At 34.4% G+C, this 15,162-nt stretch carries 14 protein-coding genes; all 14 read left to right on the top strand.

All coding sequences use genetic code 11. The features are described from left to right. Positions 1-13: 13 nt before the first annotated feature. Positions 14-1,168, top strand: a complete 1,155-nt coding sequence (locus ACE1TG_RS13055; RefSeq protein ID WP_375052925.1) for a DegT/DnrJ/EryC1/StrS family aminotransferase — start codon at positions 14-16, stop codon at positions 1,166-1,168. A gap of 3 nt (positions 1,169-1,171) precedes the next feature. After that, complete coding sequence (locus ACE1TG_RS13060) at positions 1,172-1,516, top strand: helix-turn-helix domain-containing protein (protein ID WP_375052830.1); 345 nt, start codon at positions 1,172-1,174, stop codon at positions 1,514-1,516. A gap of 15 nt (positions 1,517-1,531) precedes the next feature. Then, positions 1,532-2,668 carry a glycosyltransferase family 1 protein gene (locus tag ACE1TG_RS13065; RefSeq protein ID WP_375052831.1) on the top strand — a complete coding sequence of 379 codons (1,137 nt, stop codon included), beginning with the start codon at positions 1,532-1,534 and terminating at the stop codon, positions 2,666-2,668. Then, entirely contained in the window at positions 2,640-3,818 is a 1,179-nt protein-coding gene (locus tag ACE1TG_RS13070; RefSeq protein WP_375052832.1) for a glycosyltransferase, read from the top strand. The genes ACE1TG_RS13065 and ACE1TG_RS13070 overlap by 29 nt, the downstream gene beginning before the upstream one ends. A gap of 15 nt (positions 3,819-3,833) precedes the next feature. Beyond that, the gene (locus tag ACE1TG_RS13075; RefSeq protein ID WP_375052833.1) at positions 3,834-4,871 is read left to right on the top strand and encodes a glycosyltransferase family 2 protein; all 1,038 of its coding nucleotides are present in this window, start codon (positions 3,834-3,836) and stop codon (positions 4,869-4,871) included. Continuing rightward, positions 4,868-6,043, top strand: coding sequence for a CDP-glycerol glycerophosphotransferase family protein (locus tag ACE1TG_RS13080; RefSeq protein ID WP_375052834.1), 1,176 nt, complete (start codon positions 4,868-4,870; stop codon positions 6,041-6,043). Before ACE1TG_RS13075 ends, ACE1TG_RS13080 begins: the two co-directional genes overlap by 4 nt. Continuing rightward, complete coding sequence (locus tag ACE1TG_RS13085; RefSeq protein WP_375052835.1) at positions 6,030-6,446, top strand: FAD synthase family protein; 417 nt, start codon at positions 6,030-6,032, stop codon at positions 6,444-6,446. Before ACE1TG_RS13080 ends, ACE1TG_RS13085 begins: the two co-directional genes overlap by 14 nt. A gap of 54 nt (positions 6,447-6,500) precedes the next feature. Then, entirely contained in the window at positions 6,501-7,691 is a 1,191-nt protein-coding gene (locus ACE1TG_RS13090) for a glycosyltransferase (RefSeq protein WP_375052836.1), read from the top strand. Positions 7,692-7,715: 24 nt separating this feature from the next. Continuing rightward, positions 7,716-8,699 (top strand): glycosyltransferase, encoded by a 984-nt coding sequence (locus ACE1TG_RS13095; RefSeq protein ID WP_375052837.1) that lies wholly within the window; start codon positions 7,716-7,718, stop codon positions 8,697-8,699. A 24-nt stretch (positions 8,700-8,723) separates the two neighbouring features. Then, entirely contained in the window at positions 8,724-9,875 is a 1,152-nt protein-coding gene (locus tag ACE1TG_RS13100; RefSeq protein WP_375052838.1) for a glycosyltransferase, read from the top strand. 69 nt (positions 9,876-9,944) lie between these two features. After that, positions 9,945-11,123: a glycosyltransferase gene (locus tag ACE1TG_RS13105; protein ID WP_375052839.1), complete on the top strand. Its 1,179-nt coding sequence runs from the start codon at positions 9,945-9,947 to the stop codon at positions 11,121-11,123. Beyond that, a complete protein-coding gene (locus ACE1TG_RS13110; protein ID WP_375052840.1) occupies positions 11,124-12,167 on the top strand; it encodes a glycosyltransferase family 2 protein in 1,044 nt (347 codons plus the stop codon). It abuts the gene before it with no gap. Positions 12,168-12,217: 50 nt separating this feature from the next. Continuing rightward, the gene (locus tag ACE1TG_RS13115) at positions 12,218-13,318 is read left to right on the top strand and encodes a polysaccharide pyruvyl transferase family protein (RefSeq protein ID WP_375052841.1); all 1,101 of its coding nucleotides are present in this window, start codon (positions 12,218-12,220) and stop codon (positions 13,316-13,318) included. 60 nt (positions 13,319-13,378) lie between these two features. Then, positions 13,379-15,154, top strand: a complete 1,776-nt coding sequence (locus tag ACE1TG_RS13120) for an ABC transporter ATP-binding protein (RefSeq protein ID WP_375052843.1) — start codon at positions 13,379-13,381, stop codon at positions 15,152-15,154. Positions 15,155-15,162 lie beyond the last annotated feature (8 nt).

Genomic DNA, 15,162 nt, shown 5'->3' on the forward strand with positions numbered 1-15,162 from the left:
ATCTCTTCCACACATGAGTGGCAGGGAGCAGGAGTATATAAATGAAGCATTTGCAACAAATTGGATAGCGCCTTTAGGGCCTAACGTGGATGCGTTTGAAAAAGAAATAGCAGAAAAAGTTGGAGTCAAAGATGCTGCAGCCGTGAGTTCGGGTACTGCTGCTATTCATTTGGCTCTTTCTTTATTAGATGTAACAAAGGATGATTATGTTTTTTGCTCAACTTTTACATTTGTAGCAAGTGCAAATCCGATTTTGTATCAAGGAGCAATACCTGTTTTTATTGATTCAGAACCTGAGTCATGGAATATGTCACCACAAGCACTTGAAAGAGCGATGCAAGAAGCATCACTTGCTGGAAGGCTGCCAAAAGCCGTAATTGTTGTTAACTTGTACGGCCAAAGCTCTAAGATGGATGAACTTCTGGGGATTTGTGACGCATATGATGTACCAATGATCGAGGATGCAGCGGAGTCACTTGGAACGACCTATAAAGGAAAAGCCAGTGGGACATTCGGCAAGTTCGGTATTTACTCCTTCAATGGGAATAAAATTATTACAACTTCTGGTGGAGGCATGCTTATATCAAATGATGCCAAGGCCATACAACGAGCAAGATTTCTGGCAAGTCAGGCACGTGATCAAGCTCCACACTATCAGCATAGTACTGTCGGATTTAATTACCGGATGAGTAACCTATTAGCCGGGGTTGGGAGGACACAGTTACAAGTACTTGACGATCGCGTTTCTGCAAGGAGAAGTATTTATGAAATCTACAAGCAGGGGCTTCTTAACCTGCCGGGGATTTCGTTTATGCCGGAATTGGAAGAAACCAGGATGAATCGTTGGCTTACAACTTTAACCATTAATGAACAAGAAGCAGGTGTAACGGTTAAAGAATTGTTGGCAGCACTACATCATGAAAACATCGAAGCCCGCCCTGTATGGAAGCCGCTTCATATGCAGCCACTCTTCAAAGAAGCAAGTTACTATCCTCACGAGGGAAATGAACATGTAGCTGAGCAGTTATTTTCCACAGGGATTTGTCTTCCATCGGGGTCAAACCTGACAGATGACGACCAGCAGCGAGTTATCCGATGTGTTAAGGATACGCTTCGTAAAAACGACCGAAATAAACGTTATTTTATCTTAGGAAAACATGAGGTATAAACTATGATAGGAGAAAAAATTCAGAGCATACGTAAACAGAAAGGACTCAGTTTATCTGAGTGTGCCCAGCGAGCAACAATATCAAAATCTTATTTAAGTAATATTGAACGAGGTTTAAATCAAAACCCATCCATTCAGATTATTGAACGAATCGCAACCGTTTTAGACGCAGACCTTCGAACATTATTAGGCACAAAACCAGTTGATGAACTGTTGCCGGAAAGTGAATGGCTGGAGTTTGTAGAAGAACTGAAGGAGTCAGGAGTTGATAAGGGTGAGCTCCAGAAATTTAAAACAGTTATTGAATTCGCAAAATGGCAGAATGATAAGTTTGGAAAAAAGACGTGAAAAGAGGATAACAAAATGAGGATTCTTCACGTTGTCGGGGCAATGAACAGAGCAGGAACAGAAACAATGCTAATGAATATTTACAGAAATGTAGACCACGAGAAAGTACAGTTTGATTTTATTTCATATAGTAATCAGGATGCTCACTATGACGATGAAATCAAAAAACGCGGCGGAAGAATTATTAAGTTATCGAAGACTAATTCCATAAAAGAAATTTATTATTCCATCAAAAAATATGGACCATATGAAGCTGTTCATGCACATACATTGTTTCATTGCGGTATTGCGGCAATTGCTGCCTATTTAGCTGGTGTAAAAATTAGAATTTCACACGCACATACAACGTTGGACAGCAGTAACAGTTTTACAAGAAAGGTCTATATAACAGCAATGCGGTTCATCATCAATCGCTTCTCAACAAATTTACTGGCTTGCAGCAGTGGAGCAGGAACGTATTTATTCGGGAACAAGGGGTTAGCAAAATCGAAGTATTCGTACTTCCCTAATGCAATCGAGTATTTAAGATTCCTGATAAATCCGCAAAAGAAGGTCATCACATTTAAAGTAAAGGAAGGCTTAGGTAAGAGTATCGTAATTGGCCATATTGGCAGGTTTATAGAAGCAAAGAATCACATGTTTATAGTGGAAATTATGAAGCATGTCATCCAAAGAGACCCCACTATTAAGCTATTATTAGTAGGAGATGGAGATTTAAGACAGCAAATAGAAGAAAAGGCCGAACAGGAAGGGATCCTTGAAAACATACGATTTACAGGGATAAGGCATGACATAGCCACCATGTTGCATAGCATGGATGTATTTATTTTTCCATCCCATTATGAAGGATTGGGTCTGGTGCTGCTTGAAGCGCAAGCATGCGGATTGCCCGCCGTGGTCTCAGAAGCTATCCAGCCAGAAGCAGATTTGGGGATAGGTTTACTAACAAAGCTTTCATTAGCTGATGGACCTGATGTTTGGGCAGACAGGATAGTTGAAGTGGCAGGTCAGAAAGAAAAGAACACCTATCATATTATAAATGGATTTGAAAAAAGCGGCTATTCCCTAAAGCGAGCAATAGACACGTTGTCAGCTATCTATCAATCCAGCTCAGGAGGACAATATGAAAGAGATATTAATCGCCAGCTTTGATATGGAGGTTGGAGGCGTTGAAAGAAGTCTTATTAGCATGTTGGATAATTTCGATTACAGCAAGAGCCATATCGATCTTATGCTATACAGCCATACAGGCGACTTAATCGATCTGCTCCCTGATAAAGCAAATTTATTGGAAGAGTCAAACGCCTATAAGACCTTTCGAATGCCGATTGGGCAAATCTTAAAATCAGGCAAAGTAACACTAGGTCTGACAAGGCTTATCGCTAAGTATAAGGCGAATAAGAGCAGCGTATCAGAACCAGGATACAGGCAAATGCAACTTATGTGGAAATACGCATTGCCATTTCTGCCAAGCTTGGAAAAGAAATATGATGCTGCAATCAGCTATTTATGGCCACATTACGTTGTAGCAGAGAAGGTGGAAGCCAAGACAAAGATAGCCTGGATACATACTGATTTTTCAACAGTAGAAACGGATATAAACATGGATTTAAACATGTGGCGCAACTTTAACTATATTGCAGCCGTATCCGTAGCGTGTAAAAACGCATTTATTAAAAAATACCCCAGCTTAAAAGAGAGAGTTATTGTTATCGAGAACATCACATCACCTGACGTTGTGAAGGCGTTATCAGATGAGAAAGTTGAAAATCCGATGACTGCTGATCCGCGATTCAAACTGATAACAGTAGCAAGACTTTCGCATGCAAAAGGAATTGATAATGCAGTGCGTGCTTTTAAACTACTAAAGGACAGAGGTTATGATGATATCGTCTGGTATGTTGTTGGTTATGGTGGTGATCAGGAAATGCTCGAGAAGTTAATTGCGGCAAATGATTTACAAGATAGCTTCATTTTATTGGGGAAACAAACCAATCCATATACTTATTTAAAAGAAGCAGATCTTTATGTTCAGCCATCCCGATATGAAGGAAAGGCCGTAACGGTTGGGGAAGCGCAGATACTTGGTAAGCCGGTGCTGATAACAAATTATCCAACCGTAAAAAGCCAGGTGAATGATGGGGTTGATGGAATGATTTGCGACTTATCGGCTGAAGGTATAGCAATCGGAATAGAAACGTTATATAGGGATAAGGCATTGCGAGACAGACTCGCAGCAAATTGCAGCAGCATAAATTTTTATAATAACAAGGAACTGGAAAAACTATACGAATTAATATAGAGGGGGCAATACAGGATGCAAAAAGGAAAAGTTAGCGTTGTTGTCCCAATCTATAAGGTGGAAAAATATATCCATCGCTGCATCGAAAGTATTCTCAACCAAACATACTTTAACTTAGAAGTCATTCTTGTAGATGATGGTTCTCCAGATAATTGTGGAGCAATTGCAGCGAGTTACAAAAAATCAGATCCCCGGATAAAGGTGATTCACAAGGAAAACGGGGGTTTATCGGATGCACGAAATCATGGAATGAAGCATGCAACAGGTGAATTTACTATGTTTGTTGATAGTGATGATTGGCTGGAAAATAACATGGTTGAAAGCCTGATTAAATGCAGCCTTGCATATCAAGCTGATGTTGTTCAATCAGCTTTTTATTATGCTTATGAAGATAAATTGCTTTTGGATAACAGGTATCATAATAAAAATGATACCCCAACAAAACTGGATAATAGAAAGCTAATGTATGAGTTAGTAATTAACGAACGGGTGAAGAATTTTGCCTGGGGTAAGCTTTATAAAACAAAGCTGATCAACGATATTCCATTTCAAAAAGGGGTATTATTTGAAGATGTATTTTGGGCACATCAGGTGATGCATCGAGTTGAAAAATTTGTGCTTTTGCATAAGCCATTATATTACTATTATCAACGGGAGGATAGTATCGTCGCAGCCTACACCCCAAGAAATCTGGATATTATTAAGGGGTTAAAGGAAAGGCATCGGTTTATTGAGAATTTTCATCAGGGGCTAACGGATGAGTCCTATAAGGCTATATTGAAAATGAGCTTTATCCATTATAATTTGTTGCTGCTTAACAGAGAGAAGGATCAAAACGGGCTGCATAAAAAAGAAATACAATCCTACATAACTGACAACTACAAAGAGCTGAGAAGGGCAGTAATGGACGATAAAGCATTAAGAAAGCAATTATATTTATTTTCCCTCCATCCTTATTTAAATGTTCTTTTACCTGGAGTAAGGAAAGTGATGAGGACGGCGAGAATAGTGCCTAAACCAGTTGGACTAAAGCAGGAGGTGTCATCTGAATGAAGAAATGGATCGCGTTAATCATTATTTATCTATGTAACTGTCTTCCAATTAAACAAAACAAAATATTCTTATTTAGTTATTATGGGAGTCAGTATGGATGCAGCCCAAAGTATATCACCGATTATATGATGCGGTATTACCCGAAAGATCGATTTGATGTTGTCTGGGCCTTTAATGACCCGGATTCCAAAAAACACTTAGACCATGTGAAAAAAGTGAAGATCATGTCATTACGATATTTTTATGAATTGTGTACATCAAAGGTGGTCATTACAAATTATAGAACCACCGGCTTATTTGTAAAACGTAAGAAGCAGTATTACATTCAAACCTGGCACAGTTCACTTCGAATAAAGCATATTGAAAAAGATGCGGAAGCTGTACTCCCATCAAGCTATGTCAAAATGGCGAAGAAAGACTCAGCAAAATGTGATTTATTATTATCCGGGTGTAAGTACAGCACTGCTATATTCAAACGTTCCTTCTGGTATGGTGGAGAGATTTTTGAGCATGGAACACCAAGGAATGACTTATTGTTTCAACGTAATCCTGACAGGAGAGCGGATGTATTAGAAAAGTTACATGTAAATCCTGATTCTAAAGTATTGTTATATGCACCAACATTTAGAAAAAATAATAACCTGGAAGTTTATAATATTGACTGGTCCCGTTTAGTACGCCAGCTGGAAAGCAGATTTGGTAATGAGTGGACAATATTGGTTAAACTGCATCCACACTTAAACGCAGAATCAGGCAAACTAACTTATGGTGATCATGTGAAGGATGTTACGTCATTCGACGATATACAGGAATTACTGCTAGCAGCAGATGTATTGATTTCCGACTACTCATCACTAATATTTGATTATTCGATAACCAAACGACCATGTTTTCTCTATGTCCCGGATTTAGAGGAATATACTAGACAAGACAGAAAGCTGTATTTTGATATAACAGACCTTCCATTTATTAGTGCAACAAGCAACAATGACCTTTTAGAAAAAGTTGCAACGTTTGATTACGTACCATATCGCAAAAAAATAGAAAAGTTCCTCTATAAGATTGGCAGTTTCGAGGACGGAGATGCAAGCAAACATTTGGTGAAACGAATCGATCGTGTTTGCCATGGCCAAAAAGGGAAAAGGAGAGAAGAAATATATGAAGCAGTATAAAGTCGGCTATACAACAGGGGTATTTGATTTATTTCATGTTGGCCACCTGAACATTTTAAAAAAGGCCAAAGAAAAGTGCGAATTTCTCATTGTAGGCGTAAGTACAGATGAGTTAGTAATGGAATACAAAAATAAGCAACCCGTCATCCCTTACGCGGAAAGAATAGAAATTGTAGAAGGAATTAAATATGTCGATGAAGCAGTACCACAGGAAGACAGAGATAAATATCGGGCTTGGGAGCATTTACTTTTTGACGTCATGTTTGTTGGTGACGACTGGAAAGGAAATGCTCTTTTTAATGAACTGGAGAGAAAGTTTGACAAAAAAGGAGTCGACATTGTCTATTTTCCATATACAAAGGGTGTCTCGTCGACGATTGTGAAGCAGAAGGTTGAGTTGTAAGAGATAGTTAAAAGGCTAACAATTAAATAAATATAATGGGTGTGGGCGGAATAAATGAAAAAAAATCTTTTATTTGTAATTGATTCGTTGAAAACTGCAGGTGCCGAAAAGAGTTTAGTTACGCTATTATCAATGTTGGATTACTCAGTATACTCAGTTGATTTATTGCTGTTCGCTCATGGTGGAGCACTTGAAGAACTGGTCCCAGAAGAAGTTAATATCCTTAAACCATTGAAGTATACAAAATTTAGTGAGTTAGATTTAATAGATTCACTTAAATATTCTGTAGTTAACCGTGAGTATAAAATGCTTTCAGCAAGGTTTAAATACTCAAGCAGATTACGCAAAGGAAAATATAGTAACCCACAAAAGGCAATGCTCTTTTGGCAAAGTGTCTCTAGTGTAATTCCCGGAAATCCGAAAGAATATGATGTTGCTGTAAGTTATGCTCAAGGAATTCCAACCTATTACGTAGCTGAAAAGGTAAAAGCAAAAAGTAAATTTGCATGGGTAAATGTAAGTTATCAATTAAACGAAAAGGAAAAGGAATTTCAAAGGATATTTTATGATCAGTACAATAAAATAGTAGCTGTGTCTGATTCAACAAAGGAAGTATTACTGGAAGCTTTTCCAGAATATAAGGATAAAATTAATGTTATTTATGACATCAATAATCCCAACTTCATTTCAAACATGGCTGAATTAGAAGATAGTTATGAGGACTCTTTTGATGGGATAAGGCTTTTAACAATAGGGAGATTAGCGAATCAGAAAGGTTATGATATTGCACTTGAGACATGTAGGATACTGAAAGAGCAAGGAATTCATTTTAGATGGTATGTACTAGGAAAGGGACCTTTAAAGAAAGAGATAGAGGAGTATATCGAAAAGCATAATTTAAATGAACACTTTGTTCTGTTAGGTGTCAAAGCGAATCCCTATCCATTTATTAAAAATGCTGATCTGTATGTACAAACATCTAAATTTGAAGGGTTTGGTATTGCCATTGCAGAAGCACGAATGCTTAACATACCAGTCGTAACTACAAGGTTTGATGCAGTATATAGTCAAATGGTTGATGGTAAGAATGGCCTTGTTGTTGATATGAATTCCACTGCCGTATGTGATGGGATTCTGAAGTTAATTGGCAGCAACGAACTAAGAGAAAATATCGTAAACTACCTGAAGACCGAAAAGAAAGGAAATGTTGAAGAAATAGAAAAGTTTTATCAATTAATAGGATAGTATTTATAGAGTGGGAGGAGAAATATGAGGCAACCAGATATAAGTATTATCGTTCCTGTCTATAACTCAAGCCAGTATATTAGCAAGTGTATAGATAGTATTCTGGCACAAACATTTCAGAACTTCGAACTGATTCTAGTTAATGATGGGTCGACGGATCAAAGTGGTCAAATTTGTGATCAATATGCTGAAAAAGACAGTAGGATAGTTGTTATTCATAAAAAAAATGGAGGAGTTTCCTCTGCAAGAAATGCCGGGATTAACACAGCCATGGGGGAGTATATTAGCTTTGTAGATGGAGATGACTGGGTATATAAAGATTTGTATCTTAAATTATATGAACTATGTACAGCAACGAATAGTGATATTTCTATTTGCAGCATATATAGAGAAGTGAATGGAGACGTTATTCATGTAAAAAAAGAAGAACTTATAAAAGAAATGGATAATACAGAAGCAATGAAACAGTTATTCACCGGTAAATACTTTAGATTTGCAGTCTGGGCAAAACTGTATAAAAAAAGTTGCTTTGAAAATATCCGGTACCCAGAAGATAGAAGACTTGATGATTTACCAACCACTTATAAAGTTTTTTCAAATGCAAATAAGGTCGTTTATACTAGTTATTCTGGTTATATATATTTGCTTAGGGAAAACAGTATAATAACTTCTTCTTATAATGAAAAGAAACTCGATGTATTTTTAGGCTGGGATGAAATTATCGCCTTTATGAATGAAAACTATCCGCAACTATCTGAAGAGTATATTTCCTGTTTTGTGTACTATAGCATGGATCATGTGTACTCTATTTTGAATCAAGTAAAGGACCCTGTGGAGAAGGAAAAGTACATTGTATATATACAAAGGTACATTAGAAAATATTATAAAGAAATTATTAAAAATACACGTTTGTCACTGAAGTACAAATATTTAACCATATTAATAAATTACAATGTGAAATTTTTATTTTTGAATAATAAAATAAAATCAATAGTAACTTTTAGATAATTAGGGATGAAAGTGAGTAGGTCTATGAAGAAAAAAGTTATCTTCATGCTAATAAACATGAATGTTGGCGGAACAGAAAAGGCATTACTTAATATGACAGCTGAAATGCCAACAGCCGATTATGATATCACAATTTTGATGCTAGAGAAATATGGAGGGTTTTTGGGATCTATTCCAAGCCATGTCCATGTTGAATATTTACAGGAATATCCTGCAATTAAAGAGGAACTCAATAAGCCACCAAAGACAGCAGCACTGAATCTTATTAATAGGGGGAAGTTCGGAAAAGGAATAGCATTTTCAATTATAGTTTTATTATCAAAGTTGACAAAAAACAAAAGTATCTTTTTTAGATATCTCTTAAAAAATGTTCCTGAATTAAAAAATGAATATGATGTCGCCATAGCTTATGCAGGTCCCATGGACTTCATAAGCTATTTTGTTGCGATGAAAATTAAGGCCAAAGAAAGAGTACAATGGATACATTTTGATATTACCAAGGTAGGATTTGATAACAGGTTTGCTGCTAGAATCTATAAACAGTTTGATAAAATCTTTGTTGTGTCTAAAGAAGGAAAGAAGAAGTTTATCAATCTATTCCCACAGTTTGAGGATAAGGTAGAGTCATTTCCTAATAAGATGTCCCGAGAACTAGTATTAAAAATGGCTGATGAGGGTCCAGGATTTGAAGATAACTTTAATGGAGTCAGAATTTTAACGGTTGGGCGATTAAGTAAGGAAAAAGGTCAAGATTTGGCAATTCGTGCACTAGCAAAACTAAAAAAGGCAGGATTTAATGTTAGATGGTATTGCGTTGGGGAAGGAAGTGCTAGAGCAGAGTATCAGGGATTAATAAAGGAATATGAGGTAGAAAATGAGTTTATATTACTAGGCGCTACGCCAAATCCATATCCATTTATGAGACAATGTGATATTTATGTTCAGCCTTCTAGACATGAGGGTTACTGTATAACATTGGCTGAGGCGAAGTGTTTCAATAAACCTATTGTTAGTACCGACTTTACTGGGGCTAGAGAGCAATTAAAAGATGGAGAGATAGGGATAATTGTTAAGTATGATGAAAATCAAATGATAAGAACTCTTCAACAAATAATTAGTGATGAAACTATAAGAGAACTATTTCATAAACGTTTACAAAGAGGTAAATTAAGTTGAAATTACGCGATGAAAACTAATGGTGGGGTGAGATAAATTAAAAAGAGCATATTATTTATGTTAAGTAGCATGAATGTCGGTGGTGTGGAAAAATCCTTTTTGTCTTTGCTTTCAACTATTCCCAAAGAAAAATATGATATTACACTTTTACTATTAAATAAAAAGGGCGGCTTATTGAATCAGGTTCCGAACTGGGTAAGTATAGAGGAAGTAATGTGGTATGAAAGAGTAAAACCAGTAATAACACAACCACCACAAAAAACAGTCATTGATTATGTTAAAAATAGGGAAATTCTTAAAGTTTCTTCTTTTATAAGCACTTATTTTTTATCTAAAAAATTAAACGATAGGTATATTTATTATAGTCATATATTTAAGGATATTCCTAATTACTCGAAACAATTCGATGTTGCCATTGCATATCAAGGACCTACTGACATCATAGATTTTTATATTGCAAAAAAAGTCAATGCAAACAAGAAAATTACATGGATCCATTTTGATGTTGAAAAACATAAGATTAACAAAAAATTATATGTAAAACTTCATAAACAGTTTAATAAGGTTGTTGTCGTTTCGGATGGAGCAAGGAATAAATTACTAAACTTATTCCCTAATAATAAAAATAAGACTGTTGTATTTTCCAATATAATTTCACCTAAATTAATTAATAAAATGTCTAATGAACAAATTGAATCGGATGAAAACTTTGAAGGAATAAAAATTGTCACTGTAGGACGACTTTCTAAGGAAAAAGGTCAGGATATGGCGATTAAAGTACTATCTAAACTTAAGAATGATGGTTTTAGGGTTAAATGGTATTGCATTGGAGAGGGAAGCGCTAGAAGTGATTATGAACAGCTTATAAAAAGATATAATTTACAACAATATTTTATCTTACTGGGTACTAAAATCAATCCTTACCCATATATAAGGTTTGCCGATATTTATGTTCAACCTTCAAGACATGAAGGGTTTTGTTTAACACTGGCTGAGGCTAAGTATTTATATAAGCCTATTGTCACAACTAATTTTACCGGAGTAAATGAACAAATTGATAATGGTCTAAATGGGTTAATTGTTGATGGTAAAGTTGATGAGTTATATGAACAAGTCAAGTATTTAATTGAAAATCCGAAGAGAAGAGAGTATTTGACCAACAATCTAATAAACGGAAATATGGACTCAACACCACATGAAGAGGTCTGGAAATCGTTCCATAACCTATATGAGGAAGGGGCCAGTTAGATGAATCCTAAGATAAGTATAATTGTTCCAGTTTTCAATGTGGAGCTATATATTCGTAAATGTATAAATTCCATTTTGGCACAAACTTTTAAAGACTTTGAACTAATTCTTGTCAATGATGGATCACCTGACAATTGTGGTGAAATTTGTGATGAGTATGCAAAAAATGATAATAGAATAAGAGTTGTACATAAGGAAAATGGCGGTGTTTCTTCAGCTCGTAACCGTGGGATTGATATTGCTAGGGGAGATTATATAGGATTTGTTGATCCTGATGATTATGTAGAACCAACAATGTATGAAGAATTAAATAAATCTTCAGTAAATCATAGTGCAGAAATAGTAGTATGTCAGATTAAGACTGTAAACCTATTTATGAATGAAACATCTATTTCTTCAGTTTGGCCAAAAGTTAATTGCTCATTAGATAAAAATTGTATTGAAGAACAAATAATACCATCTATTCTAAGTAATAAATACTTTAGTCTGTTATCAAGTTGTAATAAGTTATATAAGAAATCACTGTTCGAGGATAAGAACCATAGATTTGATGAAAATAAAAGTCATGGAGAGGATGCCCGTTTAAATATAATTCTATTAACCCATATTCATTCAATTGTATTTGTAAACCAACCATTATATAAGTATTATATTCGCGAAAGAAAGTCGTTGACCCGAATTTTTAACGAAGACTTATATGATTATCTAGTAGATAATAAAAACTTTGGTATTCTATTATGTCATAGATATAATCTAACAGAAAATATAAGTGATATTACAAATGACTTTTCACTCAAATCACTCGTTCACATGCAAAGTGTAGTGAACAGCAATTTAACTATTACCAAGAAATTTAGAATGATCAGAAATATAATGAATGACTCCGATTTTAACAAATATATTTTTGACTGTAAGTGTCCATCTACATACTATAAGTTGTTAAAAAGAATCTGTATTCAAAAAAACGAAAAATTATTTACAATGATTGTAAAAATAAAGGTAAACTTCCAAAGCTATTTAGCTAATTTTAGTTCAGTAAAGTAAAGTTTTGTTGAGGTAAATGCTTTATGAAAATGTTAAAGGTGTGAATAAAGGTGAAAAGAAAAAGAATATTAGTAAATGCATATTTTGCTCAAAACTTGGGGGACGATTTATTTTTAAAAGTATTATTTGATAGGTATCCTAACGTTGAATTTCATTTATTAACTGCAAATGAAAAATACAAAATAGTATTTCAAAATTATAGAAACGTCAAGATTATTAAGACTCTAAGTGTAAAAATAGGGAATCGCACAGTTAATTTATTTAATAAGGTACACGATTGTATTGTGAAATATAGGAATTATAATGCTTTTGTAAATATAGGTGGTTCTATTTTTATGGAAAGTGTGGGCTGGGAAAAAGGGTTAAAAAGTAGAAGGCACTTACCAGAAAAATTTAAAAAAGTAAATAAAAACACTTATATAATAGGAGCTAACTTTGGACCATTTGAAGATGATTTATTCATGAGGAAACATAAAGAATTCTTCGCTAGTTTTGATGACATTTGTTTTAGGGATAATTATTCTTACACTATTTTTGGTGATTTAGAAAATGTTAGATTTGCACCAGATGTCGTATTTAGCTTGAAAAGCAAATATTCTGCAATACCAGGAAATAATAGGGTTATAGGCTTTTCAATCATTGATGTAGAAAAGAGAAAAGGTTTGAAACATTATTTTTATAAATATATAGAAAAGATGAGCGAAATAATCAAAAATTATATAGATCTAGGTTATAAGATAAAATTATTTTCTTTTTGTGAAAAAGAAGGAGATTTAAGAGCTATAAATTTTTTACTAAAAAATATGGAATCTCAATATGCTAAACAAGTAGCGGTAGTTAGTTATAGTGTAAATATAAACAAATTTCTAGATGAATATAAAACTTGTGAGACAGTAATAGGAACTAGGTTTCATTCAATTATATTAAGTCTGCTGTTTAATCAAAATATTTTCCCAATTATTTATAGTGATAAGTCCTACAATGTATTAAGAGATATAAACATGGAAAGCAATTGCTGCTTTATTAAAGATATTGAAGAACTGGATGTAAAGAAAGTGATAAAAGATTCACTCGATAATAAATTAGCGAACAGAAGTTTAATGTTAGAGTCGGAAGAACAATTTAGAAAATTAGATTTATTATTAGTTTAATCTAATTTATTAAATTTGTTTATCAGAGTAATAAGAATTTCTAAAAAAGGTGTGTCAATAATGAAAATAACAATCAAAAGGTTACTGCAGCTTTTTAATAAAAGGGAAAAGAAAAAATTATTAATACTATTCTTTATGATGATAGTGGCAGCTTTATTTGAAACGGTTGGAATAGGGCTGATAGTTCCCTTTGTCGGGATTGTTACCGATCCTGTTATTATTCAGGAACAAGCTATTTTAACTTATATTTATGACCTGTTTAATTTTCAATCAACAACTGCTTTTATTGTGTTTTCAGTGATAACGTTACTGGCGATATTTGTTTTAAAAAATTTATACTTACTTCTTTTTAACTATGCACAGTTTAGAGTTATCTTAAATCAACAAGTTAAATTATCCCGGAAATTATTTAGAGAATATTTAATAAAGCCATATACATTTCATTTGCAACGAAATACTGCAGATTTACTCCGGAATGTTAATGGAGAGGTATCTAAGGTGTTTCAAGGGATCGTTATGTCGAGTTTTCAATTATTTACTGAGCTCCTTGTCATTACGTGCATTTTAATATTGTTATTAGTAACGGCTCCGATTGCAACATTAGTAGCTTCTATCTTATTAGGTGGAAGTGTTTTTTTATTTTTTGCATTTCTTCGTAAGAAGATTAGTCTATTAGGGAAGGAGCAACAAAAAGTAAGCGGAACAATGATTAAATGGGTGAATCAGGGATTAGGGGCTAGTAAAGAAGTTAAAGTATCGGGAAAAGAAAGTTTTTTTATTAACTCATATACTGGACAGAGTCAAATCAAAGCAAATAATAGTCGGTATATGAAAATGTTGGAAGTATCTCCTAGGTTGTTTATTGAAACGTTGTTGGTGTCTATCGTTCTTACTACGATGTTAATTATCGTTTCCCAAGGAACAAGTTTAACTCAACTCGTTTCGACAATGGCGCTATTTGCTATGGCTTCTTTTCGATTAATGCCTTCCATCACCAGGGTGGTATCGCTGATTACGAGTATCCGGTACAATCAACCTGCATTATCTGTTGTTTACAATGATCTATTTTCAAATAAAGATAAAAATGAAAAAGTAAAGAGTAATAAAGAATCAGTTATAGTAAATCGAGGGGAAAGAACGTTTAAAGATTCCATAAAACTAAATAAGGTGTATTTTCGTTACCCTAATCAACATGTCTATTCGATAAAGGATATATCATTGACCATACCAATAGGGCAATCAGTTGCGTTTGTCGGCGAGTCGGGTGCTGGAAAAACAACGCTTGTTGATATCATTCTGGGATTGTTCGAACCAGAAAAAGGAACTGTTTTGATAGACGGGAAAAATCTTCATGATCAAAAGAAGTTATGGCAGCAGAAAATTGGTTATATTCCACAATCAATATTCCTTTCAGATGATTCTATCCGTGGCAATGTTGCCTTCGGAATTGATAAAAAACATATTGATGATGAGGAAGTGTGGCGAGCTTTAGAGCAAGCTCAGTTAAAGGAGTTTGTTGAAGAACTTCCTGAGAAGCTAGAAACCACAGTGGGTGAACGTGGTGTGAGGATTTCAGGTGGACAACGACAACGTATTGGTATTGCGCGTGCCTTATATCATAATCCAGAAATATTATTTATGGATGAAGCGACTTCAGCGCTAGATAATGAAACAGAAAAAGAGATTATGAAGGCAATAGATGGATTAAAAGGGGAAAAGACTCTGGTTATTATAGCTCATAGATTAAGCACGATAGAAAACTGTGATATAGTCTTTAAAATTAATAAAGCGGAGTTGGTAGCAATTGATAATAAAATAGAGAAGTCAATAATCTAAAATAATTA

Source organism: Virgibacillus sp. JSM 102003 (assembly GCF_041949995.1).
Taxonomy (GTDB): Bacteria; Bacillota; Bacilli; order Bacillales; family Amphibacillaceae; genus Lentibacillus.

What these genes read in the sequence shown, in the direction of transcription:
- ACE1TG_RS13120 (WP_375052843.1), top strand. Translation starts at nt 13,379, where the DNA reads ATGAAAATAACAATCAAAAGGTTACTGCAGCTTTTTAATAAAAGGGAA.
- ACE1TG_RS13090 (WP_375052836.1), top strand. Translation starts at nt 6,501, where the DNA reads ATGAAAAAAAATCTTTTATTTGTAATTGATTCGTTGAAAACTGCAGGT.
- ACE1TG_RS13100 (WP_375052838.1), top strand. Translation starts at nt 8,724, where the DNA reads ATGAAGAAAAAAGTTATCTTCATGCTAATAAACATGAATGTTGGCGGA.
- ACE1TG_RS13080 (WP_375052834.1), top strand. Translation starts at nt 4,868, where the DNA reads ATGAAGAAATGGATCGCGTTAATCATTATTTATCTATGTAACTGTCTT.
- ACE1TG_RS13105 (WP_375052839.1), top strand. Translation starts at nt 9,945, where the DNA reads ATGAATGTCGGTGGTGTGGAAAAATCCTTTTTGTCTTTGCTTTCAACT.
- ACE1TG_RS13095 (WP_375052837.1), top strand. Translation starts at nt 7,716, where the DNA reads ATGAGGCAACCAGATATAAGTATTATCGTTCCTGTCTATAACTCAAGC.
- ACE1TG_RS13085 (WP_375052835.1), top strand. Translation starts at nt 6,030, where the DNA reads ATGAAGCAGTATAAAGTCGGCTATACAACAGGGGTATTTGATTTATTT.
- ACE1TG_RS13060 (WP_375052830.1), top strand. Translation starts at nt 1,172, where the DNA reads ATGATAGGAGAAAAAATTCAGAGCATACGTAAACAGAAAGGACTCAGT.
- ACE1TG_RS13110 (WP_375052840.1), top strand. Translation starts at nt 11,124, where the DNA reads ATGAATCCTAAGATAAGTATAATTGTTCCAGTTTTCAATGTGGAGCTA.
- ACE1TG_RS13070 (WP_375052832.1), top strand. Translation starts at nt 2,640, where the DNA reads ATGAAAGAGATATTAATCGCCAGCTTTGATATGGAGGTTGGAGGCGTT.
- ACE1TG_RS13075 (WP_375052833.1), top strand. Translation starts at nt 3,834, where the DNA reads ATGCAAAAAGGAAAAGTTAGCGTTGTTGTCCCAATCTATAAGGTGGAA.
- ACE1TG_RS13065 (WP_375052831.1), top strand. Translation starts at nt 1,532, where the DNA reads ATGAGGATTCTTCACGTTGTCGGGGCAATGAACAGAGCAGGAACAGAA.
- ACE1TG_RS13055 (WP_375052925.1), top strand. Translation starts at nt 14, where the DNA reads ATGAGTGGCAGGGAGCAGGAGTATATAAATGAAGCATTTGCAACAAAT.